Here is a 23,983-nt window from a genome sequence, read left to right on the forward strand (position 1 = left end):
TTAGAAAAAGTTTACATTTCTTCTTGTTGTAACCTTTGCTTGTAAGCAGCTTTTAATCTCATTTGTCTATTTTCAATAGACGGCTTAGTAAATTGCTTTCTTTCTCTTAATTGTCTCATAGTTCCAGTTTTTTCAAACTTTTTCTTGTACTTTTTAAGAGCTCTATCAATATTTTCTCCTTCTTTGATCGGAATAATTAACATATCGTATTTTATTTATAAATTCTAAATTGGACGGCAAAGATAAAACAAAAAAACTTTTTAACAAACTTTATTTTAGAATTTCTCTAGAAATTACTAATTTTTGAATTTCAGAAGTTCCTTCCCCTATGGTACAGAGCTTTGAATCTCTATAAAATTTCTCTACTGGGTAATCTTTTGTATAACCATAACCACCAAATATCTGTACTGCTTCTGTAGAAACACTAACTGCTACTTCTGAAGTGTAATATTTAGCCATTGCAGACTCTTTAGTCAATTTCTCATGTCTTTCCTTCAAATCTGCTGCTTGGTACAATAACAATTCTGCCGCTTCAATTTCAGTCGCCATATCCGCCAATTTAAAAGCAATAGCTTGAAATTGGGAAATTGGTTTACCGAATTGCTCTCTTTCTTTTGAATATTGTAAAGCAGCTTCATAAGCCCCTTTAGCAATACCTAGACCTAGTGCTCCAATCGAAATTCTTCCGCCATCCAAAATCTGCATGGCTTGAATAAAACCTTCACCTTCTTTGCCTATCATTTGAGATTCGTGTACACGACAGTTATTGAAAATTAATTCAGCAGTCTCGGAAGCACGCATACCTAATTTATTCTCTTTTTTACCAGACATAAAACCGGGTGTACCTTTTTCAATGATAAAAGCAGACATACCTCTAGAGTCTCCTTTTTCACCTGTTCTTGTAATCACTACTGCAACATCACCTGAAATGGCATGAGTAATAAAATTTTTAGAACCATTAATTACCCAATGATCACCATCCTTAGTCGCTGTAGTATTCATACCACCAGCATCAGAACCAGTTCCGGTTTCTGTTAAACCCCAAGCACCAATCCATTCACCAGTTGCTAATTTTGGCAAATATTTCTTTTTTTGTTCTTCGGAAGCGTGGTATAGAATATGACCAGAACACAAAGAATTGTGCGCCGCTACAGACAAACCAATAGAACCACAAACTTTAGCTATTTCTGATACTACCGTAATGTATTCATTATAACCAAATCCACTTCCACCATATTCTGTTGGAACAATAACCCCCATTAAACCTAAATGGCCTAACTTTTTAAACAACTCAATGGGGAAGGTTTGTGCCTCATCCCATTCCATCATTTTTGGCTTAATTTCTTTCTGCGCAAAATCGTGTATCATTTGCGCTATCATCTCTTGATTATCGTTCTTATTAAAATCCATTTTTTTTGTTTAATAGGTTACAAAACTAGTAATATTTTTTGAGTAATCCCGCAGATTCTCTTCTCCATTCAAAAATGATAATTCAATTAAAAAATTAAACCCGTATACATTACCTTTTAACTTCTTAATTAATTCCGCTGCCGCACTGGCTGAACCGCCTGTAGCAATAAGATCATCATGAATTAAAACATTTTGACCAGGTTCAATAGCATCTTCATGTACTTCAATAGTTGCCTCACCATATTCTAATTGATAAGAATGCGCAATAGTTTTACATGGTAATTTCCCTTTCTTTCGAATAAGAATAAATGGTACATTTAGTGCTAACGCTAAAGGTACCCCTAATAAAAAGCCACGACTTTCAATCCCAGCTATTGCATCAATTGGTGCATCTTTGTACTGCATTTTTAAATATGCCACCATCTCCTTAATTAGCTTAGGATTTTTAAAAAGCGGTGTAATATCTTTAAATATGATGCCTTCTTTTGGAAAATCAGGCACATCTCTAATTTCACTTTCAATTTGTTTAATTAATGCTTCCATTTATTCTTGAGGTAAATAAGGTTTAATTTTTATGATTTGACTTGGGGAAATAGTAGAATCACTTTTCAGATACTCTATTAATGTTTGATCGCTCTTTGACTCTCGCCATAAGACTATTTTTTTTGCCATGTTCCAATTGATATATGGATGCTTGTGCAATTGATTAAAATTTAAATCCTGTACCTCTATTTTTTCGAGGAAGTCGGGATTAATCGTTAAACCAACTTGCATTCGATTATAGTTTTCTTCTCCCAACCCATAAATCTCCTTTAATTGTATCATTTGGTGAAAACCACCAATTCGATTTCTATATTCTATAATACGACTGGATAAAATCTCGCCTATGCCATTTACAAGTAGTAACTCATCTTTAGTAGCATGATTGAGCTCCAACAAAAGAACCGCTTCATTAGTTGCTGTACTGTCGGTATTATTTAAAATGTCTTGGTTTTTTTTAAAAAAAATATAAGATTCAATTTCATGAAACTTTTCAGTAGAAACCACAAAACACGCGGCTAAATCTTCTTTATTTTTAAACCCATTTATGGCATGTTTATATTTAAGGATGCTTTGTGCTTGCTTAGCAGAAAACCCCATATTTTGCCATTCCTTTAACTTTGTAAAATTGGGATCAAAGGGTTTTAATTTAATTTTTTCCTTTAATCTCTTTTCCTTTTCTACATTATCCTTTAACAATGGTGGATTCTCATCTTCTAAAAAACCTAAGGTATCTCCTACTAGTATATTTGGTACGAATTGATGTGTAGAACGATTCAAAAAATAAATCAAGATAAATATAATCATGGACAAAGCCACAATCGCTACTTTTTGTGATCTATTAAATTGAAAAATCTTTTTCAATAGTTTTTACTTAACCGTTTTTACTTTTTTCATAAATCTAGACAATTCATCTCGTACTCTTGGTGCTAAAAAGAATAAGCCAATCATATTAGGAACAAGCATAGCAAAAATCATAGCATCTGAAAAATCGATTACAGATTTTAATTGAGAAGCTGCACCAACAATTACAAATAGACAAAATATTAATTTGTAAGCGTATTCCACTTTCTTACTTCTACCAAAAAGGAAAGACCAAGCTTGATAGCCATAATAAGACCAAGAAATCATAGTAGAAAATGCAAAAAGCACGACTGCAATAGTCAACACCCATGGAAACCAGGATATATTAGATTCAAAAGCTTGAGAAGTTACCTGTACACCTTCTTTAATTTCTTGTCCATAGGTCATTATTTCTCCATTTCCATTCGACACGATCAACACTAAAGCGGTCATAGTACAAACCAACACAGTATCAATAAAAGGCTCTAATAAAGCAACTAATCCTTCACTTGCGGCATATTTTGTTCTTACAGCAGAGTGTGCAATGGACGCTGAACCAATACCAGCTTCATTTGAAAATGCTGCTCTTTTAAAACCTTGGATTAAAACACCTATGGTACCACCAATTATCCCTATACCAGAAAATGCTCCAGACAAAATCTGCCCAAAAGCATTTGGAATTTGATCAAAATGCATTCCTAAAATCACAAGAGAAGCAGCGACATAAATCACTACCATAAAAGGCACAATTTTATCGGTAACTTTTGCAATCTTCTTAATTCCTCCAATAATAACAATACCGACAAATACAGCCATAATAATCCCGAAAATCCAGCCATTTCCATACAATGGATTCAACACTGCAGTTTTCAAAAAATCTTCTTTAGAGACATTCATGACAGCACTTCCTTCACCAAGCTGTACCATATCATTTTCAAATGCCATCACCTTAGTGTCGATAGTTTTAGGTAGTGATGCTACGATCTCTTGACCTACTAGGGCCATTAAATCTTCTTTCGGAGAAATTTTAGAATTGGTAGCAGAAACAATCATTTTATCTCCTAAAAATTCTTTTTTAGCTCTAGCAACACTACTGTTGTTAACCGTATAATAAATAGAATCCTTTGAAACCGACGTAACCATTCTAGCTTCTTTTAAGGCATAATTATATTTAACTTTTTCACCGACTACATCCTGTATGTTTTTCATTTCAGAAACATGCGATTGTGTTTTATACTCAATCATTGCAAAGGCTTGGTTACTTTGAAACATATTGCCTCCCCCAAATGAACCACCAATACACATAATGGCAAAGACAACCGCTAATAACTGACCTAATTTTGCCATTTTATTAGCTTTTAATCCTTTTTTAAGGTAATACATTGGACCGCCAAAAACTTTTCCATTTTCATCAATCTCTCGATATTTCACACCTAAAGTACACTCTACAAATTTAGATGCCATACCGATTAAACCTGCTACAATCATCCAAAAAGTTGCGCCAGGTCCACCAATAGATATCGCCACCGCTACACCAGCAATATTACCTAAACCTACAGTTGCTGACAATGCAGCAGTCAATGCTTGGAAGTGAGAAACTTCCCCATGGTGACCTTCAACAGCAATTGTTTCAATAGCATCTCCGCCAGGCGTTAAATCACCCGCCATTTCCATAGATTCATGGTGGTCAAAATCATCATACTTTCCTCTAATAATATTTAAGGAAGTTTTAAATCCTCGCACGTTAATAAACTTGAAGTAAAAAGTGAAATATAGTGCGCCCAATACCAAAACAATTAACACCCAAGGAACTTGTATTTTATCCGTGAATGGAATTTCATAAAATATTAGATCAACAAACCAACCTGTTAAATCTCCAAATGTTTCGTCAATTTTTTGATCAAAACCTTTTTCTTGAGCAGATAACAAAAAGGGGAATAAGCTAAGAAATAAGGCAGTTAGTTTTTTTATCATAATTTAAAAGATTTTTTCTGTAGTTAAACAAATATAAAAAATAAAATTGGCTATCCTAAATTAATAGACAAGACAATGACTCTTCAAATGTTTTTGGATTGTAATTCAATTCATTACGTGCCTTATCAATATTAAATCCAGTTTTAGGTGGTCTTTTAGCAGATTGATTTAATGCAGCAGATTTTACTGGCTGTACTTGATCAAAATTTAAGTGGTAAAAAAGAGCGATTCTTTTCACCAAATCAAAAATAGAGAATGTTTCTGGTCCAGAAATATGATAGATTCCTTTGGCATTTAATTCCGCTACTCTTACACAAGCCCAAGCAAGATCACTTGCCCAAGTTGGGGCGCGAAACTGATCATCTACAATGGTTAACGGGTCACCTTTTTTAAGGGCAGCCTTGGCCCAAAGTACAATATTAGACCTACTTAGATTTTCTCCTTCTCCAAAAACAATAATAGTTCTTAAAATTGCCCAGTTTTTGTAAGCGGCAGACAACAAAAGATTTTCAGCTGCTACTTTCGATTTTGCATACACACTCAAAGGATTTACTTTGTCTTCTTCCGCATAAGGACCATCTTTTCCATCAAAAACAAAATCTGTTGAAAGCTGGGTTAAATGAATCTGATATTGGGTACAAACTTTCAATAAAAAAGACAACGCCAACACATTTACGGTTTCACAAAGTGTTTGATTCGTTTCACAAAAATCTACATTTGTCACCGCTGCGGTATTTATTACATGCGTAGGTTGGTGTTTTTTCACAATATCTTCCACCTCTTTTTCAATGGTAATATCTAAAGATTGATAAGCAGTATTTGGACATTTTGAAAAACGATTAGCGCCTTTCGAAGTCGCAACAAAGTCAATGTGATGTTTTAAGCAATGCAATACAATTTTTTGTCCTAATAAACCATTAGAACCAGTAATTAAAATTTTCATGAAGAAGGCTTTATTCCAAATAGGTTATTAAAAGATTTAATTTGATTTGGATTACCTAAGACAAAAAGTTTTGATCCAGGACCAATTTTTATTTCACCATCCGGATTAATAATATAGTTTCCTTCAGCCGATTTATAACCGATCACATTACAACCTTTTTCTGCTTTAGCTACTAAATTGTTAATGGTACAAAATTGTAAATTTTCTGGTAATTCTTTAAAGTCTATTTCTTCAAGATTCATAGCAGCTTTCCCTGAAATTTTAATCAAGTCTAAAAATTCCATGACATCTGGATTTACAACTAAAGAAGCCATATGTGCACCACCAACAGTATCTGGCATAATCACATTATTTGCTCCTGCAATTCTCAATTTCCTCATGGAAGAATAACTAGATGCACGAGAAATTATTTTTAAATTTGGATTCAATTCTCGGGCAGAAAGAACCACAAATAAGTTATCGGCATCTTTTGGCAAAGCAGTAATTAGCGCTGTAGCTGTTTTTACACCTGCATCAACTAATATTTTATCTTTTGTCGCATCTCCTTTAATGAACATGGTTTCATTTAAATCATTTTCGGAAACTTCAGGTGAGCGTTCAATCACCAAAAACTTTTTTTTATAAAATTTAAGATCATGTGCTGCTTGGTTACCTACACGACCATACCCACAAACTATGGTATGACCAGACAAATTTTGAAGACTTTTCATTTTTTTAAATTCTTTATAATATTTAACATAATCGCCACTTACGATATAGGTTGTTACAGCGGATATTGCGTAAGCAAAAGTACCAAAACTAGTAATGATCAGGAATGCTGTGAACAATTTCCCCCAGTCTGACATAACATGAACTTCATTAAAACCAACAGTAGTTACCGTTATTACTGTCATGTAAAAAGCATCAAACACACTCCAACCTTCTACCCAAACATAGCCAATAATACCAATAAAAACAATGGTAAGTATTAGCCCCAAGGCGTAATATAGTTTTTTGAAAAATCTAAAATGCTCTCTCATTACAACTCCCAAATAGTTTTAGCCTTCCGTTGAAATTTAAAGATATGTTTGTTTTCCAAAATAAAAGCCATTATTAAATACAGAATTAAAGGAGAGCCCAACCCTATGAAAGAAGCATAAATAAAAAACAATCGCACTTTGGTTACCCGAACACCTAATTTGTTGGCAAACCATGTACTTACGCCAAAAGATCTTAGCTCAAAGAAGAAAGCAATTTTTTGAATAGTTCGTTTCAAAATACAAATTTGATTTTAAAAGGCATACACCTTTATTTATTCGACAGTTCTTTTGTTATTACAATGAGCTAATATACAATTTATTTTTCATGCGTGGATTTTTGGACATAAATTAGATATAACCGATTAACTTTTGACCAATTTTACATTGCAAACATCTTTGTTGCTTGCAGTATTCATTTTTCATTTCAATTAAAGATTGACTATCAAAAGCGGTTTTAGCTTGGACGCCAACTTTAGACCAATTTTTTAAGATGGTATTTTTTTCTGCAGGAATATGATTCATTGCTTCGAGTGCATGTTCTTTTAATGCCGACCGATCCAGCCTGATTCCTTTGGCAAATAAAAAAGGAATATAAGCATTGATATATAGTAGATACTTAAAATCTTTACTCAAACTTTTTCTTGATTTACGTTGGGTTTTAGCAAAATGATAGTGCGTTTGCCAATAAATACTTATTGCTATGTCTTGCGCATCAAAATTTTCCCAATCTACATTTCCAATTCCTGTTTTATATAACACTTTAAGCAGACTGGCAAACTGTGCAATCCTTACCGTTGGAAACCCTGCAGGATGCATTCGTGAAAACTTCCATTCCATTTCTTTCAACCCTTCTAATTTCCACATTTTTTTTTGATACCCGTAAATATTTTGAAGTGCTTCAGCATAAGCATCAGGAGCTTTTGTAAAATTTAAGAATCCTGCCAAACCAAAACAGTATGCTTCAAATGATTGTAGGTCTACATGAAAATGCCTAAAGTGTTGCCAATCTATTTTAGCCACTAGTTGCATAAATGGTTCTTGGTTAACTTTTCCTCCAAAAACTTTCGCAATAACATGCAACATCACGCTTGATTCATCACCCGCAAACCTATCATAAGCTTCTAATACAGCAGTTGATTTCCTAAACATCCTTTCCAAAAAAGCCTTTTCTTTTTGTTGATAGAGAATAAAATCATCTAAATCACCTAGCTGTTGGGCACATTGCACCCACGCTTTACTGTTTTTAAATTTTTGGTAATGTGTAAAGTGATCAATATTAATAAAGGATTTTAATTCTACTGTTGGCAATTCAAATGCTTGGGTATAAATAGCCATATCATTTTCATAAACAAAATGTGCAATTACATTATTATAGGCTGTATCGAATTGGTGTTTGTGTTTGAGCCAATCGGAAGACTTGACATGAAATTCTATGGGACCTGCCCATATTTTTCCATCAAATTTAATTTTAGCTTCTAAAAAATCAGGTCCAGCATTAGTATTTAAAACCCCATGGTCTATCACTTCAATCGACACTCCTTTTGCAGTTTTAAAAAAGCGACCAAAGTATTTTTTGTGGAATAGATAATGTAAATATTCTTCTTGCATTCGAGCAGATTAAACCCAAACCAAGTTTACTTACAATTCAAAATCATCAATTAAATCCTCTCTTTTCTGCTGATTGGAAATGTGTTTTACTGAAAGTAAACCCCTGAGTAATAAAACTAAGATAATGATTTTCCACCAAACCCCCTCAAATATTGTGGATTGATCTCCTATGCCGGCCAATATAAACGGTAGGATAAATACTACCATAGCAAGTATTATTGCGATTTTAGGTTGTTTTTTAGTCCAAATACCCAGCCCAATAAAAACACCTCCTATGGTAAGCGCGGTATAAAAAACGATCATTTGCCCGGTTTGAAGTGATTCTGACCAAAATACAATTGCCGAAAGGATGCAAAAAGCACTTATGACGTACATGGTATATCTAGCGTAAGCAATTTTTTGCCATTGTCTTTTTACTTCCGATTTTTTCTTTAAGTTTTTAAGTACTTCATTCGGCGGTAAATTTTCCATTAAATAAAGTGCTTACTTTTTAAAATAGCAGCCATTTCGCTTTGAATATTTTTAGCGGCTAACTTCACTTCCTTATCAAAATTTACACCTTGTCCGGCATAAATAATACCACGAGATGAATTAACTAGCAGTCCACAATTGTCATTCCACCCATAATTTGCCACATCTTCTAAAGAACCACCTTGGGCTCCGACACCAGGGACTAGGAAGAAATGATTTGGACTCGCTGCACGAACTTTTTCTATTGATTCTTTACGGGTTGCTCCAACAACATACATTAATTTGGAAGCATCTCCCCATTCACTGGACTTTCTTACCACTTTTTCGAACAATTGTTCTCCTTTAATATCCGTAGTAAATTGAAAATCTAATGCTCCTTTATTAGACGTTAATGCCAATAAAATAACCCATTTATCTTTGTACTCAAGAAAAGGTGTTACACTATCTACTCCCATATAAGGCGCAACTGTAACTGCATCAAAATTTAAATACTCAAAAAATGTTTTCGCATAGTAATGTGAAGTATTACCGATATCTCCTCTTTTGGCATCCGCAATAGTAAATATATCCTCTGGAATATAGTCGACAGTCTTTTTTAGCGCATCCCAACCTTTACTCCCATGACATTCATAAAAAGCAATATTCGGTTTATAGGCTACAGCATAATCTTTAGTAGCATCAATAATTCGTTTATTAAATTCAAAAATAGGGTCTTCAAACTCCAATAAATGGGCTGGTATTTTTTCTAAATCCACGTCCAAGCCAACACAAAGGAAACTTTGTTTTTGTTTAATATTTTGAATAAGGTTTTCCAATTTCATATAAAATGTCTAATGATAAATAAACAAGAATAGACTTAAGCCATTCCTCCTTCTTTCAATTTTTCAGCATTTTCCGCTAACCTTAAGGCTTCAATCATTTCAGAGATATCACCATTCATAAAATTAGAAAGGTTATACATGGTTTTACCGATTCTATGGTCTGTAATTCTACCTTGTGGATAATTATAAGTTCGTATTTTTGCTGACCGGTCACCTGTTGAAACCAACGATTTTCTATGTGCCGACCTAATGGCATGTGCTTTATCTAATTCTGCCTGGTACAATCTAGTCCTTAAAACTTGTAATGCTTTGGCATAATTTTTATGTTGCGAACGACCGTCTTGACATTCTACCACGGTATTAGTGGGCAAGTGCGTTAAACGAATCGCTGACTCGGTTTTATTAATATGTTGTCCTCCTGCACCAGATGCTCTAAAAGTATCTTTTTTCACATCTTTCAAGTCCAATTCAAAATCAACTTCTTCGGCTTCGGGCATTACAGCGACTGTAATTGCAGAAGTGTGCACTCGACCTTGTGATTCCGTTTCAGGTACCCTTTGCACTCGGTGAACACCAGACTCAAACTTTAAAGTTCCGTACACTTCTTCCCCTTCTACTTCAAATGAAATTTCCTTATATCCAGAAGTCCCTACATTAGAGTTTACCACTTCAAATTTCCAACCTTGTTCTTTAAAAAACATGGTGTACATTCTAAAAATGTCTTCCACAAATATACATGCTTCATCTCCACCTGTACCGGCTCTTAATTCCACAATCACATTTTTGTCGTCTTCTGGATCTTTTGGCACCAACAACATTTTAATTTCCTCTTCTAAGGTTTCTCTTTTAGGAATTAGCGTTTCTAATTCCATTTTTGCCATTTCTTTGAAATCTGGATCCTCTTCCCCGTCTATCACCTCTTTAGAAGATTGAATATTATCGAGTGTATTTTTATATACATAATACACTTGAACTATCTTATCTAAGTCTTTGTATTCTTTATTTAATTTGACATAGCGTTTCATGTCCGAAATAATATCAGGATCCGTAATCTTCTGACCTACTTCGTCGAATCGAATTTTTATTGCTTCTAATTTTTGTAATAAATCACTCATGGTATTTATGCATAAATAAATTGACCAAAATCTGAATTGATGGTCAATTTTTTTGTCTCACTTGCTTCCACTCTACCTACAATTTTTGCAGGAATATTAAATGATTCAGAAATTTCAATGATTTTTGCAGCCATTTCTTCTGGCACATACAATTCCATTCTATGCCCCATGTTAAAGACCTTATACATTTCTTTCCAATCCGTTTTAGATTCTTCTTGAATTAATTTAAAAAGCGGCGGCAACTCAAATAAATTATCTTTAATAACATGCACATTATCCACAAAGTGTAAGACTTTGGTTTGTGCACCACCACTACAGTGGACCATACCGTGAATTTCACGTTGATTGACTTGATTTAAAATAGCTTTAATAACCGGCGCATAAGTTCTTGTTGGAGACAAGACCAATTTACCAGCATTTATTGGAGAACCGATAACCAAGTCCGTTAACTTTCTAGATCCTGAATACACCAAATCTTCTGGCACAGCAGGATCAAAACTTTCGGGATATTTATCCGCTAAATAATGATCAAACACATCATGTCTTGCAGATGTTAAACCATTCGAGCCCATTCCTCCATTGTATTCCGTTTCGTAAGTCGCTTGACCAAAAGAAGCCAATCCTACAATTACGTCACCTGGCTGTATGTTTTTATTATCAATTACTTCAGAACGCTTCATTCTTGCAGTCACTGTACTGTCCACAATAATAGTCCTTACTAAATCCCCTACATCAGCTGTCTCTCCTCCGGTTGAATGAATGTGTACATCATGCTTTTTTAAATCGGCCAATAATTCTTCTGTACCATTAATTATAGCAGAAAGCACTTCCCCCGTAATTAAGTTTTTATTTCTACCAATAGTAGAAGATAACATGATATTATCTGTAGCACCAACGCACAATAAATCATCTATATTCATGATTAAAGCATCTTGAGCTATTCCTTTCCAAACTGAAACATCCCCTGTTTCTTTCCAATACATATATGCCAAAGCACTCTTTGTACCTGCACCATCTGCGTGCATCACCAAGCAATAGTCTTCATCATTGGTTAAATAATCTGGTACAATTTTACAGAAAGCTTTTGGAAACAATCCTTTGTCTACATTTTTAATGGCGTTGTGTACATCCTCTTTTCCGGCCGACACGCCCCTTTTATTATATCTATCGTCTGACATTATGATGGGCTTTAAATAAAAAAAGCATCTCGATAGTTATCGAGACGCTTTAAAATTATCAATTATATTTTATTAAGGTTTAACGTAATCGAAACTAATGATTTCACCTTCGGTACGTCTATTCTTTTGGTGCAACATTTCAAATTTCGCTTTATCAGATTTGAATTGGTTGATATATGCTTCCGTTAATTTATGTGTTGCAGTAGTATCTCCAGCAGCATTAACTTCGTAATAAGTTGCTGGAACATCTTCACCGTATCCTTTAGGTACCAATCTTGCAGCTGGCAATCCTTTTTCGTTTACTAAATAATTTACACAAGATTGTGCTCTTCTTTGTGCCAAACTTCTGTTCGCTGCAGAAGAACCTCTACTATCAGTATGTGACATCAATTTAACAACGATATTAGGATTATCCATCATTAAATCATATAAATAATTCAATGAATCTTTAGAGTTCACACCAGGTATAACTTGTAATTCAGCTGAACCTAAAGCGTAACGTACTTCTGGTAATCTTAAAGGTTTAGTAATATCTAAAATTGCTATTTCTCTAATAACTCTTGTAGGTTTTCCAATATCTGCTGTAGAGAATTTATCTTTATTTCCTAACCATGCTCCTTTTTCAGAAGGTACATCAATGGTAAAATTCCCACCTGGCTTAATCAATCTAGTTCCATCAGCAGATTCCGTTAAATCCACCATACCGTAAGCATCTGTTGTATAAGTATAATTAGACCCATCAGAACCAATAACCGTAATTTTTTTATTAGGTACTGGCTTACCAGTTTCTTGGTTTACCACTGTAATACTTAAGTCAATCAATACTGGTGGTAAATAGAAAGACCAGATATCTTGTGAAGGATTTTCTCTTGGTCCTTTTGAACCAGCTCTGTTAGATGAAATAAATCCTCTAGCACCATTTTCGTCATTTTGTGTATAAATGATTTGGTAATCATCAGAACATGAATTTAAAGGTGCACCTAAATTAACTGGGTTTTTCCATTCGTCTTTATCTGCCACTTTTTCTGCCACAAATAAATCTAAACCACCCATTCCAACTAATCCATCTGTTGAATAAAATAATTTATCTCCTTCACCCCATACTGGGAACACATCATTACCTGGTGTATTTACTTCAGGTCCTAAGTTTTTTGGTAAAGACCAAGTATCTCCTCTTCTATTGTAAGTAGATATCCATAAATCAATTCCACCTTCTCCACCTGCCATGTTAGAAGCAAATATTAAAGTATTCCCATCAGGACTAACCGCTGGATGACCAACATTAGAAGTATCGTGATCTTTTAATTCAATTTTCACTGGTTCGCTATATGCGCTACCTCTTTTTTCTGTCATGTAAATATCGCAACCTAAGTTGTTTTTTCCATCATTCACACATCTTGTAAAAAACATTTTCTTTCCTCTTTTATCCATTGCAATAGTACCTTCATTGTGAATAGTATTTACTGGAGCGGGCATTGGAACAGGTTCTGTATAATTTCCTTTTCTATCAATTTCAGAATAAAATATATCTGAGAAATCTTGATTTGTAATCAATTCTGTATTTTCACCAGTTGCTGCACTTCTTGAAGAAGTAAAATACAAAGTAGTTCCTCTACTATCCATCACAGTACCATAATCAAACTGAGGTGTATTTAATTTTGTCATTGGGTTCATTTCATGACGACCAGCATTCTCTTCAAACTCATCATATTTTTCACAAGTTTCAATTCTTACTTTAATTAATGGATCACCCGCATTTAATTGTTGGTATTTTTTATAGCTATTCAATGCTTTTTTGTGGTTACATTGTCCTAACTGCATCTCTCCTAAGTAATAATAAACCTTAGGTTCTGTTTCAAAATACTTTAACAAAATTGCTTTTTCGTATTGTTGTTCTGCAGCGGCAAAATCATGAATCATACGGTAACATTCCGCAGAACGATAAGCAAATTCTGCTTTTTTCTTTCTTGAATCTTCTGATTTAACGCTTGTTTTCTCTGATGCTTTTTTAAGTGCATCTGCAGCTTCTGCATAAAGGCCAGCTTTATATAAGGCATTAGCCTCTTTCCCATAATTTCTCATTTGGGCAAATGAAGCCTGTGTTATCCCTAATACACCTGCAAAAAGTAAAATCTTAACAAATAATTTCATTATAAAGTAGTTTATTTATTCCTTGGTTACAATTGACGAAAATAGTAAATTAATTTTAATTTTTAACAAAAATTTAATTTAATTACCCAATCTAAGTTCAAATATTAATTTTCACCCAGTTGTGCATAAGCACGCCATTTTTCTAATAATTTTTTAAATCCATCTGGCAATTCAGAATCAAAAGACACTCTTTCCCCAGTTTTAGGATGTGTTAACCCCAGCGTTTTCGCATGTAAAGCCTGTCCGTCTAGCATTTTAAAGCAGTTATCTATAAACTGTTTATATTTGGTAAAAGTAGTCCCTTTTAAAATACGATCCCCACCATATTCTAAATCATGAAAAAGAGGGTGACCAATGTGTTTAAAGTGCACTCTAATTTGGTGTGTTCTACCTGTTTCTAATTTACATTCCACCAAGGTAACATACCTAAAACGTTCAATTACTTTATAATGTGTAACCGCGTGTTTGCCATACCCTTCTTCTTCGTCATACACTTGAAATACTTTTCTATTTCTTTGAGAACGACCGATATTTCCTGTAATGGTTCCTTCATCTTCAGCCAAATCACCCCACACCAATGCATAGTACTTACGGTCAGATGTGCGATCGAAGAACTGTTTTGATAAATGCACCAATGCTTCCTCTGTTTTTGCAATCACTAATATTCCAGTGGTATGTTTATCAATCCTATGCACTAACCCAGGACGTGTCGCATATGCATCTCTTTTAGGTAAATTATCGAAATGATATACCAAAGCATTCATCAATGTACCTGAGTAATTCCCATAAGAAGGGTGAACCACCATATTTGACGGTTTATTCACTATAATTAGGGTATCATCTTCATACACCAAATCTAATGGGATATCTTCTGCGATCAATTCGATTTCGCGAACTGGATGTGGCATATTTACCACTATTTCGTCACCAGGATGAATTTTATGGTTCGTTTTTATTTCCTCTTTATTCACCAAGATAAAACCATCCTTAATTAAATTCTGAATTTTACTTCTTGATGTATTCGCAATCCTAGCCAATAAAAATTTATCTACCCTTAATATGTCTTGACCTGAATCTACTATAATATGGTAGTGTTCAAATTTTTCAACGTTTTCTTCTCCTAATTCTTCTTCCTTCATTTAAGGTTTAATTATTTTATTCCTATGTAATAACTCTTTGTTTTCATCTAAAATTGAAACCAAATAAAATCCACTTGAAAACTGTACAAAATCAATATGACTTTCGTTGCCAGTATAGATTAACTTTCCAGACACATCATGAATCTGTACACTATAAGTATTTTGAAACCCATCAATAGTCAATGTCTGACTTACTGGGTTTGGATACATTGCAATGGTTTGCGTAGTTTCAATTTCTCCCACCACATTTAAAGTATAATTCAACCCAGTAGAAAAAACTGGTCGCACCATTATGGAACCAGGGAAAGAAGAATTTGACCAACCACTTCCTGTATTATAAAAATTTTTGTCTTGATTTAAATTATTCTTATCAAAACCTAAATACAAATTCTTATCTTCAATTTGTTCAAAGCCGACATAAAATACTTTTGGAACCACTATGGCTTTGTTATCGTTAAAGGTATAATATTTAAACTGATTTTTTGCAGCAGCATAATCTGGAAAATGAGGTTTAAAAAAGTCATCTTGGTAAAGTATATCGCCTGGCTTCCCCTCATCATCTCCCCATACAGTTAACAAAATAACATTACCCGTTACATCAGAGACATTGGGGACAAACTTCATTAAAACACCAGTTAAAGTGTCGGCTTCATAAGCTTCGAACTTAATTGCTATTTCGGCATTATTATCTAGCAAACCATAACCAGACTCGGCAGAAGCGTCGTCATACGCATAGTAATTTCTAAAATATTGCGTAAAATAAGTAGTATCATTTTCCAAATGTTGATTTGTTGAACTGGTTGCAATATTCATTTTTACATCAAATTCTGCCTTATCTACACTGCTATTTTGTGGATAAGCGTAGGGTTGTAAACCGACATTGAATGGGTATAGGTTCTGTCCCACATTCCAATTTAAGCTTGCTACTGGTAAAGAAAAATTATTTCCATCCATTTCTAAAGTACCAGCATTTGTAAACTTAGGCACCACATCACTATTACTTACCATCATTTCATAACTTGGTACCATGGCAATATTTGGATCACTTAAATTATTATAATGGTCCCAAGGAACCGCGGTATAATCTTTTAATAAAGTCTCAATTGGATAAGTGATTGCTAAATCACTTATTATCGTATCATTTACAGATGAATTCTCCCTTAAATTTACATAATCTATATGCCAATGGTCGAGATTACCCGACAAGGATGCTTTATTTTTAAATCGAAATTGAAATCCGTTTTGCTTAAAAGTATTTGCCGTTATTTCCAAATGAGCCATGCCCCAAACATCATCCGTAGCATCTCCTGACACCCCCCACACGTTGTACCATTGATCCGCAGCAGGTGAATACATTTCTAAAATCAATGAATCTATGGCTTCAGGCGAATTACCCAAGCCACGAGGTTGGTATAAAAAAGAAAGATATATATTAGACTTACCTAATAAATTAATTGGTTTAGAAGTTAAAAAGTCTGCTTCGCCATAAGAATTCGGGCTACCAAAATCATAAGGATAACCATTGTTATTTAAACCATCAAAAGTAGCAACACCAAGAGATTTTGGTACAACACCATATTTATAATTATGGCAAGCATAATCATCAATCCAAATGTCATTATTAGTAATATCTGCAAAAAACACCCGAGCACTATCTTGGTAATATTTATTAGCAATTTCCAGTGTGTCTGGACTTACATCCAAAACACCATCAATAACAGTATCCACAATTGTATAACACTCGTTATACAACTTTTTAATGGGACCCGAAATAGGAAATACACTTAAATCGTTCACCACCACATCAAAGCCTGTAGTAAAAGATGTTCTCACCATACCTACTACTGTATCATTAACAATATAAACTGTATCACGGTAAGCAGAATCACAAAGTACAATAGCGGGATCAATTGGTGTAGAATTAGACACTTCAATTAAATAATAATACAAACTGGAAGTTACATTAGAACCATTAAATTCCGCGGCATATTTCACCCATTTATTAGTCGAAAAATCGTCAAAAACAGGCACCTCTAGGTTATTATAATTAAACAAGAATGTACTGTCTAAATCGTTACCTGCCTTTAATTTAAAAGCTGGCATAATGTCCACATTATAAGTTAATGAACCTAGCGTTTCTTGTCCAAAAGAAATTATCGGTAATAAAAAACAGAGTAGAAAACCTTTTTTAATCATAGTATTATTTTTCAGCCCAAACCGTTACAATTGTTCCTGATGCTACATTTGCTCCTTCTCCACCAATTGGTGATTGGTTTTTAATAATTGCTTGATCAATATCTGTTGCCGTTTGACAGGAAGGGCATTCTGGATGCAATGCTAAATTTAGATTTAATAAACGGTTTTTTGCATCACTTATTGTAAGGCCAATCAAATTAGGCAAGGTAACTACTGCTCCGCCATTACCTTTAGCAACAACTAACTCAATTAAACTACCCTTTGGCAACATTTGATTTGGCTTTAATGCTTTTCCGTTTACCAATTGCTCCATGACGAACCCTGGTCCAACATTGGAAGGCTTATAAGAAATTTTAGTTCTTAAACCTAAAGATTCCAATTGACTTTCTGCCATTCGTTTGGATTTATCCAACACACTCGGAACTTGTATCATTTTAGGTTTACTCGGCACAATAGACACTTGAATCACCCTGCCAGACTTCACAAATTCCATGGTGGAATCAGTTGGTCGAGGATACTGCCAACAAACGGTTCCTTTTGGCCAATTATCAACATATACCGAATCTACTATTTCGTAAGCTAATTTTTTAGATTTCATTAATTGCGGCAAATCATCCGCATGTATTTTATACAAAGTAGGCACCTCAATCTTTTGACCAAAATTGGTGTGACTTTTTAAATAATATTGCATAAAAACTACAATCACCACCCAAACAATTAGAATTGCAATGAGATGGTATAAATACTTTTTACTGAATAAAAATTGAAATATGTTTTTCATTCACATTTGAATTGATTAATGGGCAAAGATATTAAATCCAAACCAAAAAAGATAATTAATTAAAAATACTAATGGATTACTTATTATTCGCAGGAGAAATCAAATTAAAATAGCCGATATAAAATCCATTTGCGGTTTGCGCATAAATTCTATTTTGCCTTACTTTAAAAGTCTTCAAGTCTTGCAGCGGCCACCTAACCGATTTTTTTTCTCCATCCAAAATGGCTCTACTCAATACAAAGTTAGGAGAAACGTAAGCAATAATATTATTTTGAAAAACATCCAGCGACTCACTTTTTAATGCCCATTTTCGGATATAAGTTCCAAATGCATCAAACACCATCACCTGATCATGTGCCGTTACAAGATAAAGTTGGTCGTTATACTCAAACATTTGGGTTGGGTACAATTTAGACTTTGTCATAAAACTCAAATTTTCAATTTTCACCATCACCTCAAATTTGTCATTAATTTTTAACAACCGCAATGTACCTGCATCTAATACCCAAAACCCATTACCGTTAAAAGATTCGCATACTAAGAGTGGCTGTACCAAATCGAGATCAAATAAATTGATAACCGTAGACATTGGGGTAAGCGTATTGTCATAGAACTGAATTAAACCGCGATCTTGATCAAAAGTTAAGACCCTAAAGTTTTTGGAAGCTTCTATATATTGCGGGAAATGAGATTTAAAAGAGGTTTTAAACAAGGTATCTAGTGCAGGACTTAGTTTGTATAAGATATCTTCTTTCACCAAGTAGATATTGCCAAAATTATCTACAGAAAAGCAATCAAATTCTCCGACGATTGAATCTTTCTTATAAATAGCAATTTCTTGTGCATTTCCTTTTGTAAAAGCAAATAGCATAGAAAAAAAAAGCCAACTAGTCAAAAGATACTTTGTCATAATTATAATCACAAAGGTACAACCAAAAATTAAACCAACTTAAAAACTAAAGGTAACCCCTCCCAAAACTTGGAATCGGAATACTGGATAATTATACCAACGGTAATAACGTTGGCTGGCTAAATTGTTAAATTGAATAAAAGCGGATAATCTTTTGTTATATCTATATTCTCCTTCTAAATTAATATCGTTAATAAAACCAAGTTTAAAATCATCATCTGATGGGCTTAACGCAAACAATCCACCTGGACTTTTTCTACCACCTTGTAAACTTACATCCGCTTTTATATAAATCTTATCGAACATGTTATAAGCACCTCTTAAGCCAATTACCAAATCTGGTAAATGCCAAGCATACTTCTCAAACTCGGCAGAATATCTATTCAACTCCGTATAAGCATCTACTTTTAATTTTTCCTCTTGCTGGAAAGTAATACTACCTTTTAAACCAATTACGGAAATATTATCATATACCACATCAAAGCGGTACATATCAGAAAAAACAGTATCATTTACAAATAGTGCCATATCAGAAAACTTACTGGTATGCACCATCACATTATAGGAAATAAATTTAGAGATACTTCCTTTTAATCCGCCATACACAGAAAAGGTTTTTTGATTTAAAATATCGACAGAAGAAACAATATATGGATTGGCTTGATTCAGTTTATCAAAAGAGTTTTGTGTCAAATCACCGTCTATACCAACATAAGGAATTAAAATACCTTTTAGTAAATCAAATTGTGCTTTAATAATAGGCACAGGTTTAAATATTTTTGTGCCATTAAAATCAAAATTCAAATCCAACCCTGCTTCTACCTTTAATTTATCTTTAAACTGAAAAGTAGTCACCGTCGGCTTTAAGCTAAATATATTATTTCTAGTTTTCTTTCGATATTGCAAGGCCACACTTGTATCTCCCTCACCAAACTTATAATAATTCAATAAAAAATCTATATCCAGTGCAAAGATGTTTTCCTGGTATTTATATTTAAAATTTGAACCAAAATTAATGGTATTCTCCCTAGCGTTGTTGCTACTTGTTGGGAAAGTATCTTTTTTAAATTCGTGGAAATATTGGTAATCGGCATACCCATTATACAAAAGCTTGGCACTATCCCTACTTGGAGTATTATAGAAACGTACGTTTGCATTGTAGGCAGCCACACGATTTTTTAAGGAATCTTTTGGAATACTATCATTTTGTAAGCCATAATAGTGATACCCGAAATTTTTATAGTCAAACTGCGTATTTAGCGTGTGATTTTTTAAAAAGAAATCTCCAAAAAGTTTTGCTTTCGTCTGGTCGAACTGACTTGGTGCATAATCTTTAATAGCACCAAAAGAGGACAAGTGATTGGCATGCACCCCATAATTAAACTTTCTATTTCTCTGCGCATTGTAGTACACTTCTCCATATGGCATGGTATAATTACCCAGTCCCAACTTTACATAACCAGGATACAATTTCTCGAGCTTATCTACAATTTTAATTCTAGAAGGGGTAATTGGCGCCAAAACGATTTGTGATTCATAACTTTTAGGCAACATTGGATAGGTAAAACTAGGCAAAGGAATAACGGTATCAATGATCACAGGGTTTTCAGTTACACGATAAGAAGGTGTTGTGTTTCTTTCTGCAACAAAAATTATTTCCGTACCAATTGTCCCACCAGTATTTTGTGAAAAAACAGCCTGCATTTGCAAACACAACGCCGCTATTAAACAATATTTAAATATGCGATTAATCATGGTTACCTCCTCCGTTAATTTCAATGGTATTTTGAGAATTATTATCTATATCTTTTTCTTTATTTTTCAAAGCGATCAATACTTGCATCACCTCATTTGCCTCTGCGATCACACCATCATCCTTGATCGTATAGCCATTTATTATACTATTTAAAGTATATTCTGCCTGCACTAAATCGTTGAGTCCAATTGAATTTTTTGCTTGCAACACAAGCGCTCTTGCCACCCAGTATTTATAACCACCATTATTTTTGATGAGTTTTCGAACAGCTAATTCTGAGTCTTTATAATCTTCTGCCAAATGTAAACCTGTTGCCAAATAGAATTGGGATTCCGCCGCAATTTCAGCATTAGAATTGGCCACAACATAGTCTAAATAAACTTTCGCATTGGTATAATCGTTTTGTGCGATATATGCTTTTGAAATCACATAATTTGCTTCTGTTTTCACAAAATCTAGTGCATTTTCGTCTAACATGACTTTTTGCGCATGTGGTTTTGCAGCCTCAAAATCCTCTAAAAAAGTATATGAGCGCATTAAACCAATATCTGCCATTAGTTTGTTTTGCGCAAAGGTAGTTGCGGAAAGCAAGACCAAATAATATTCCACTGCTTTTTCATATTTCTTTTCTTCGTAGGCTTTTTCAGAAACAAACAAGGCAGCTTCTTCTGTAAATCGATTATTTCCTTTTTCAATCACCTTTTTATAAGCAAATTCAGCTTCATCCTTACGGTCGAGTTTTAAACTTGCTTTAGCCATTAAATAATAAGACTCCAATTCATGATTGGCTCTTGGAAACTGGGTTAAATACTTTTGAAAAGCAGCAATAGATTTTGTCCAGGAGGAATCTTGGTATAAGTCATAAGCCGAAGTAAAAAACAATTCGTCTTTTTCCGTCTCATCAAATGAAATTCCAAATTCATCCACTAAAGCCAAGTATTTTTCTGGTTGACTTAAAGCACTGTATACATCTTTTAATCTACCAAGGGCTTCTTTTTGTTTTACCTCATCTTGGTAACCTCGTAAAACGGTTAAAAATCTTTTTTCTGCCGCTTGGTATCTTTTATTTTTAAAATCTAATATTCCTATTTGAAAAACGGCATCTTTCACCAAAGTATGTTTCGGGTAATCATTAATAACCTGGTTATAATATTGAATGGCTTGGTTATTATGGTTATCATCCATTAAACGGTAAGATTCTGCAACTTCATATAAAGCAGGTACGGCAAAAGTAGAGCTTGGACTATTTTGTACGATATCTAACATAATAGCCGCCTTACTGTCATAGTCTTGCTGAAAGCCATAAGATTTACCCATCTGAAACCTTGCGTAATCCATTTGACCACCTTTTAAATCCACTGCTTTTTGATAATATTTAATGGCTTCTTCGTCATTTGATTTTTTAAAGAAAGCATCTCCAATTCTTAAATTAGCATCTGTTAATTTAACTTTATCTTTTTCATTACTATCCAATGTAAAAGTTCGGAAAGCTTGAATCGCATTTTCAAAATCCTCTTGCATGTAATAGGCATAGCCTATATTGTAATAAGCTGCATTGTGCATAGGTAAAGCATAGCCACCTGGCGCTTCTAAAAATTTACGGTAAGCTGCTATGGCATCCGAATACTGGGCCATTTTATAGTAGGATTCTGCTATCCAATATAAACTTTGGGCTGTAATTTTATTGTCTATTGAATATTTAGCTACCAATTTAAAATTATCAATTGCTTTTTGATACACCTTAGATTGGAACAATTCCACACCATAATTATAAGCCATCATTTGATATGCCGATTTTATTTGGATATTTTTATTGGCTATTTTATCCATAAACTCAATGGCAGCACTATAATTTTTCATAGTGGAATACACATTGATCAAATATTGATACATTTCTTGTTTATGTTTTGAATTAGGGTACTTATTTAAGTACAAATTCATTGCTTCTACAGCTTCATTGAATGGATTATAATCTATTTTATAAGAAAGCAAAGCATAATTATACAATGCATCTTCTTCAATTTCTTTATCAAAATTCATTCTGGCTGCTAATTCAAAAGCATCCCTTGAAGACACATAAGCTTCTTGTTTTAAATAACATTCTGCAATATGGTAATAGGCAATTTGACTCAGTTCATCATTTGCATCCGTTACCTTATCAAACATTGGAATAGCGTACTCATAATTACCACTTTTATAATAAGCAAAACCCAATTGGTAATCTTCATCTCTTGTAGTTGCACTTTTATTATTATACTTTTCTAAAAATGGCACCGCCTCATCAAATTTCCCTAATTTATAATAGGCATTCCCAATTACTTTTAGCATTTCTAAATTTTGCTTTTCGTCATTATTTTGGGATGCATATGGCGCATAGGTAATCACCTCTTCGTATTTACCTTGCAAATAATAAATCTGAGAGATGTAATAAGGTACTGTCTTTTCAAAAGAAGGATTATTTTTTAAGACATTAAATGATTCTAATGCTACTTGATAATTTTTTTCAAGATAAGCAATATGCGCATAATAATAAAGTGCTGGACTTTGATACGCCGATTCTATATGGATAATTTCATAAAATAAATTCCTTGCTTGTTTTAATTCATTTTCGGTAAAATAGCTATATCCTAATTTAAAATTATATTCTGGCCTTAATGCTTCTGAAATGTCTAACGGTTCAATTTTCGTAAACCAAGCAATGGTCTCTCCATATCTTTTTCTTTGGTAATAATGCCTACCCAACTCCAAGTATATATTGTGTTTATAAACTGTCTCTGGATAATTACTGATAAATTCAATTAATAATTTTTCTGCATTGGGGTGGTACAAACTCAAAGCACAGCGTGCATAGTAATATTTTGATTTAACATAAAAAGGATCATTTACATCCACAATGGTTTGCATGAACGCTTTATACTCTGCCTGAGCAGCACTGTACTTTTCTTTTTCATACAGCGCTTCTGCCAAGTAAAACTGTGCGTATTTAGAGTGATGCTTTTCAGTCACCTGTCCGTAAACAGCTTGTCCCAAAAACAAAAAGACAAAAGATATGGTGATTAATAATTTTTGCATAAAAAGTAATATCCTCTAGGTATAAGCATACAAATTTACATGCATAGCTCATCAAA

The 23,983-nt window shown here is 33.7% G+C and carries 20 protein-coding genes; all 20 read right to left on the bottom strand.

Translation table 11 applies throughout. The annotated features are described in order from the left end of the window. Positions 1 to 11 precede the first annotated feature (11 nt). Entirely contained in the window at positions 12 to 203 is a 192-nt protein-coding gene (rpsU, locus tag DNU06_RS09295; RefSeq protein WP_111062983.1) for a 30S ribosomal protein S21, read from the bottom strand. Positions 204 to 270: 67 nt separating this feature from the next. Further along, positions 271 to 1,410: an acyl-CoA dehydrogenase family protein gene (locus tag DNU06_RS09300; protein ID WP_111062984.1), complete on the bottom strand. Its 1,140-nt coding sequence runs from the start codon at positions 1,408 to 1,410 to the stop codon at positions 271 to 273. A gap of 9 nt (positions 1,411 to 1,419) precedes the next feature. Further along, positions 1,420 to 1,953 carry an adenine phosphoribosyltransferase gene (locus DNU06_RS09305; RefSeq protein WP_111062985.1) on the bottom strand — a complete coding sequence of 178 codons (534 nt, stop codon included), beginning with the start codon at positions 1,951 to 1,953 and terminating at the stop codon, positions 1,420 to 1,422. Next, entirely contained in the window at positions 1,954 to 2,814 is an 861-nt protein-coding gene (locus DNU06_RS09310) for a helix-hairpin-helix domain-containing protein (RefSeq protein ID WP_146239196.1), read from the bottom strand. Positions 2,815 to 2,820: 6 nt separating this feature from the next. Then, the gene (locus tag DNU06_RS09315) at positions 2,821 to 4,767 is read right to left on the bottom strand and encodes an alanine/glycine:cation symporter family protein (protein ID WP_233502998.1); all 1,947 of its coding nucleotides are present in this window, start codon (positions 4,765 to 4,767) and stop codon (positions 2,821 to 2,823) included. Between the two features lie 55 nt (positions 4,768 to 4,822). Then, a complete protein-coding gene (locus tag DNU06_RS09320) occupies positions 4,823 to 5,710 on the bottom strand; it encodes an SDR family oxidoreductase (RefSeq protein ID WP_111062987.1) in 888 nt (295 codons plus the stop codon). Beyond that, on the bottom strand, positions 5,707 to 6,687 hold the full coding sequence (locus tag DNU06_RS09325) for a potassium channel family protein (protein WP_233502999.1): 981 nt from the start codon (positions 6,685 to 6,687) through the stop codon (positions 5,707 to 5,709). The genes DNU06_RS09320 and DNU06_RS09325 overlap by 4 nt, the downstream gene beginning before the upstream one ends. 41 nt (positions 6,688 to 6,728) lie before the next feature. Next, positions 6,729 to 6,965, bottom strand: coding sequence for a PspC domain-containing protein (locus DNU06_RS18200; protein ID WP_379659572.1), 237 nt, complete (start codon positions 6,963 to 6,965; stop codon positions 6,729 to 6,731). 112 nt (positions 6,966 to 7,077) lie between these two features. Continuing rightward, a complete protein-coding gene (locus DNU06_RS09335) occupies positions 7,078 to 8,337 on the bottom strand; it encodes a DUF2851 family protein (protein ID WP_111062989.1) in 1,260 nt (419 codons plus the stop codon). Positions 8,338 to 8,367: 30 nt separating this feature from the next. Next, positions 8,368 to 8,808: a hypothetical protein gene (locus DNU06_RS09340; protein ID WP_111062990.1), complete on the bottom strand. Its 441-nt coding sequence runs from the start codon at positions 8,806 to 8,808 to the stop codon at positions 8,368 to 8,370. Further along, positions 8,808 to 9,629: an orotidine-5'-phosphate decarboxylase gene (pyrF, locus tag DNU06_RS09345; RefSeq protein ID WP_111062991.1), complete on the bottom strand. Its 822-nt coding sequence runs from the start codon at positions 9,627 to 9,629 to the stop codon at positions 8,808 to 8,810. Before pyrF ends, DNU06_RS09340 begins: the two co-directional genes overlap by 1 nt. A gap of 35 nt (positions 9,630 to 9,664) precedes the next feature. Beyond that, complete coding sequence (gene prfA / locus DNU06_RS09350; protein WP_111062992.1) at positions 9,665 to 10,744, bottom strand: peptide chain release factor 1; 1,080 nt, start codon at positions 10,742 to 10,744, stop codon at positions 9,665 to 9,667. Between the two features lie 5 nt (positions 10,745 to 10,749). After that, positions 10,750 to 11,922 (bottom strand): AIR synthase related protein, encoded by a 1,173-nt coding sequence (locus tag DNU06_RS09355; RefSeq protein WP_111062993.1) that lies wholly within the window; start codon positions 11,920 to 11,922, stop codon positions 10,750 to 10,752. Between the two features lie 72 nt (positions 11,923 to 11,994). Next, positions 11,995 to 14,073, bottom strand: a complete 2,079-nt coding sequence (locus tag DNU06_RS09360) for an OmpA family protein (protein WP_111062994.1) — start codon at positions 14,071 to 14,073, stop codon at positions 11,995 to 11,997. A 104-nt stretch (positions 14,074 to 14,177) separates the two neighbouring features. Next, positions 14,178 to 15,212 carry an RluA family pseudouridine synthase gene (locus DNU06_RS09365; protein ID WP_111062995.1) on the bottom strand — a complete coding sequence of 345 codons (1,035 nt, stop codon included), beginning with the start codon at positions 15,210 to 15,212 and terminating at the stop codon, positions 14,178 to 14,180. Beyond that, the gene (locus DNU06_RS09370) at positions 15,213 to 17,408 is read right to left on the bottom strand and encodes a T9SS type A sorting domain-containing protein (RefSeq protein ID WP_111062996.1); all 2,196 of its coding nucleotides are present in this window, start codon (positions 17,406 to 17,408) and stop codon (positions 15,213 to 15,215) included. Positions 17,409 to 17,412: 4 nt separating this feature from the next. Next, positions 17,413 to 18,189: a PASTA domain-containing protein gene (locus DNU06_RS09375; RefSeq protein WP_111062998.1), complete on the bottom strand. Its 777-nt coding sequence runs from the start codon at positions 18,187 to 18,189 to the stop codon at positions 17,413 to 17,415. Between the two features lie 76 nt (positions 18,190 to 18,265). After that, entirely contained in the window at positions 18,266 to 19,099 is an 834-nt protein-coding gene (locus DNU06_RS09380) for a hypothetical protein (RefSeq protein WP_146239197.1), read from the bottom strand. Between the two features lie 39 nt (positions 19,100 to 19,138). After that, positions 19,139 to 20,854 (bottom strand): TonB-dependent receptor, encoded by a 1,716-nt coding sequence (locus DNU06_RS09385; RefSeq protein ID WP_146239198.1) that lies wholly within the window; start codon positions 20,852 to 20,854, stop codon positions 19,139 to 19,141. Further along, on the bottom strand, positions 20,847 to 23,927 hold the full coding sequence (locus tag DNU06_RS09390; RefSeq protein WP_111063004.1) for a tetratricopeptide repeat protein: 3,081 nt from the start codon (positions 23,925 to 23,927) through the stop codon (positions 20,847 to 20,849). The genes DNU06_RS09385 and DNU06_RS09390 overlap by 8 nt, the downstream gene beginning before the upstream one ends. Positions 23,928 to 23,983: the final 56 nt, after the last annotated feature.

The sequence above is a fragment of the Putridiphycobacter roseus genome, assembly GCF_003234935.1.
Lineage (GTDB): Bacteria > Bacteroidota > Bacteroidia > Flavobacteriales_D > Crocinitomicaceae > Putridiphycobacter > Putridiphycobacter roseus.

Bases quoted from the DNA above. Each gene is read 5' to 3' on its own strand.
- rpsU (WP_111062983.1), bottom strand. From the start codon at position 203: ATGTTAATTATTCCGATCAAAGAAGGAGAAAATATTGATAGAGCTCTT.
- DNU06_RS09300 (WP_111062984.1), bottom strand. From the start codon at position 1,410: ATGGATTTTAATAAGAACGATAATCAAGAGATGATAGCGCAAATGATA.
- DNU06_RS09305 (WP_111062985.1), bottom strand. From the start codon at position 1,953: ATGGAAGCATTAATTAAACAAATTGAAAGTGAAATTAGAGATGTGCCT.
- DNU06_RS09315 (WP_233502998.1), bottom strand. From the start codon at position 4,767: ATGATAAAAAAACTAACTGCCTTATTTCTTAGCTTATTCCCCTTTTTG.
- DNU06_RS09320 (WP_111062987.1), bottom strand. From the start codon at position 5,710: ATGAAAATTTTAATTACTGGTTCTAATGGTTTATTAGGACAAAAAATT.
- DNU06_RS09335 (WP_111062989.1), bottom strand. From the start codon at position 8,337: ATGCAAGAAGAATATTTACATTATCTATTCCACAAAAAATACTTTGGT.
- DNU06_RS09340 (WP_111062990.1), bottom strand. From the start codon at position 8,808: ATGGAAAATTTACCGCCGAATGAAGTACTTAAAAACTTAAAGAAAAAA.
- pyrF (WP_111062991.1), bottom strand. From the start codon at position 9,629: ATGAAATTGGAAAACCTTATTCAAAATATTAAACAAAAACAAAGTTTC.
- prfA (WP_111062992.1), bottom strand. From the start codon at position 10,744: ATGAGTGATTTATTACAAAAATTAGAAGCAATAAAAATTCGATTCGAC.
- DNU06_RS09355 (WP_111062993.1), bottom strand. From the start codon at position 11,922: ATGTCAGACGATAGATATAATAAAAGGGGCGTGTCGGCCGGAAAAGAG.
- DNU06_RS09360 (WP_111062994.1), bottom strand. From the start codon at position 14,073: ATGAAATTATTTGTTAAGATTTTACTTTTTGCAGGTGTATTAGGGATA.
- DNU06_RS09365 (WP_111062995.1), bottom strand. From the start codon at position 15,212: ATGAAGGAAGAAGAATTAGGAGAAGAAAACGTTGAAAAATTTGAACAC.
- DNU06_RS09370 (WP_111062996.1), bottom strand. From the start codon at position 17,408: ATGATTAAAAAAGGTTTTCTACTCTGTTTTTTATTACCGATAATTTCT.
- DNU06_RS09375 (WP_111062998.1), bottom strand. From the start codon at position 18,189: ATGAAAAACATATTTCAATTTTTATTCAGTAAAAAGTATTTATACCAT.
- DNU06_RS09380 (WP_146239197.1), bottom strand. From the start codon at position 19,099: ATGACAAAGTATCTTTTGACTAGTTGGCTTTTTTTTTCTATGCTATTT.
- DNU06_RS09385 (WP_146239198.1), bottom strand. From the start codon at position 20,854: ATGATTAATCGCATATTTAAATATTGTTTAATAGCGGCGTTGTGTTTG.
- DNU06_RS09390 (WP_111063004.1), bottom strand. From the start codon at position 23,927: ATGCAAAAATTATTAATCACCATATCTTTTGTCTTTTTGTTTTTGGGA.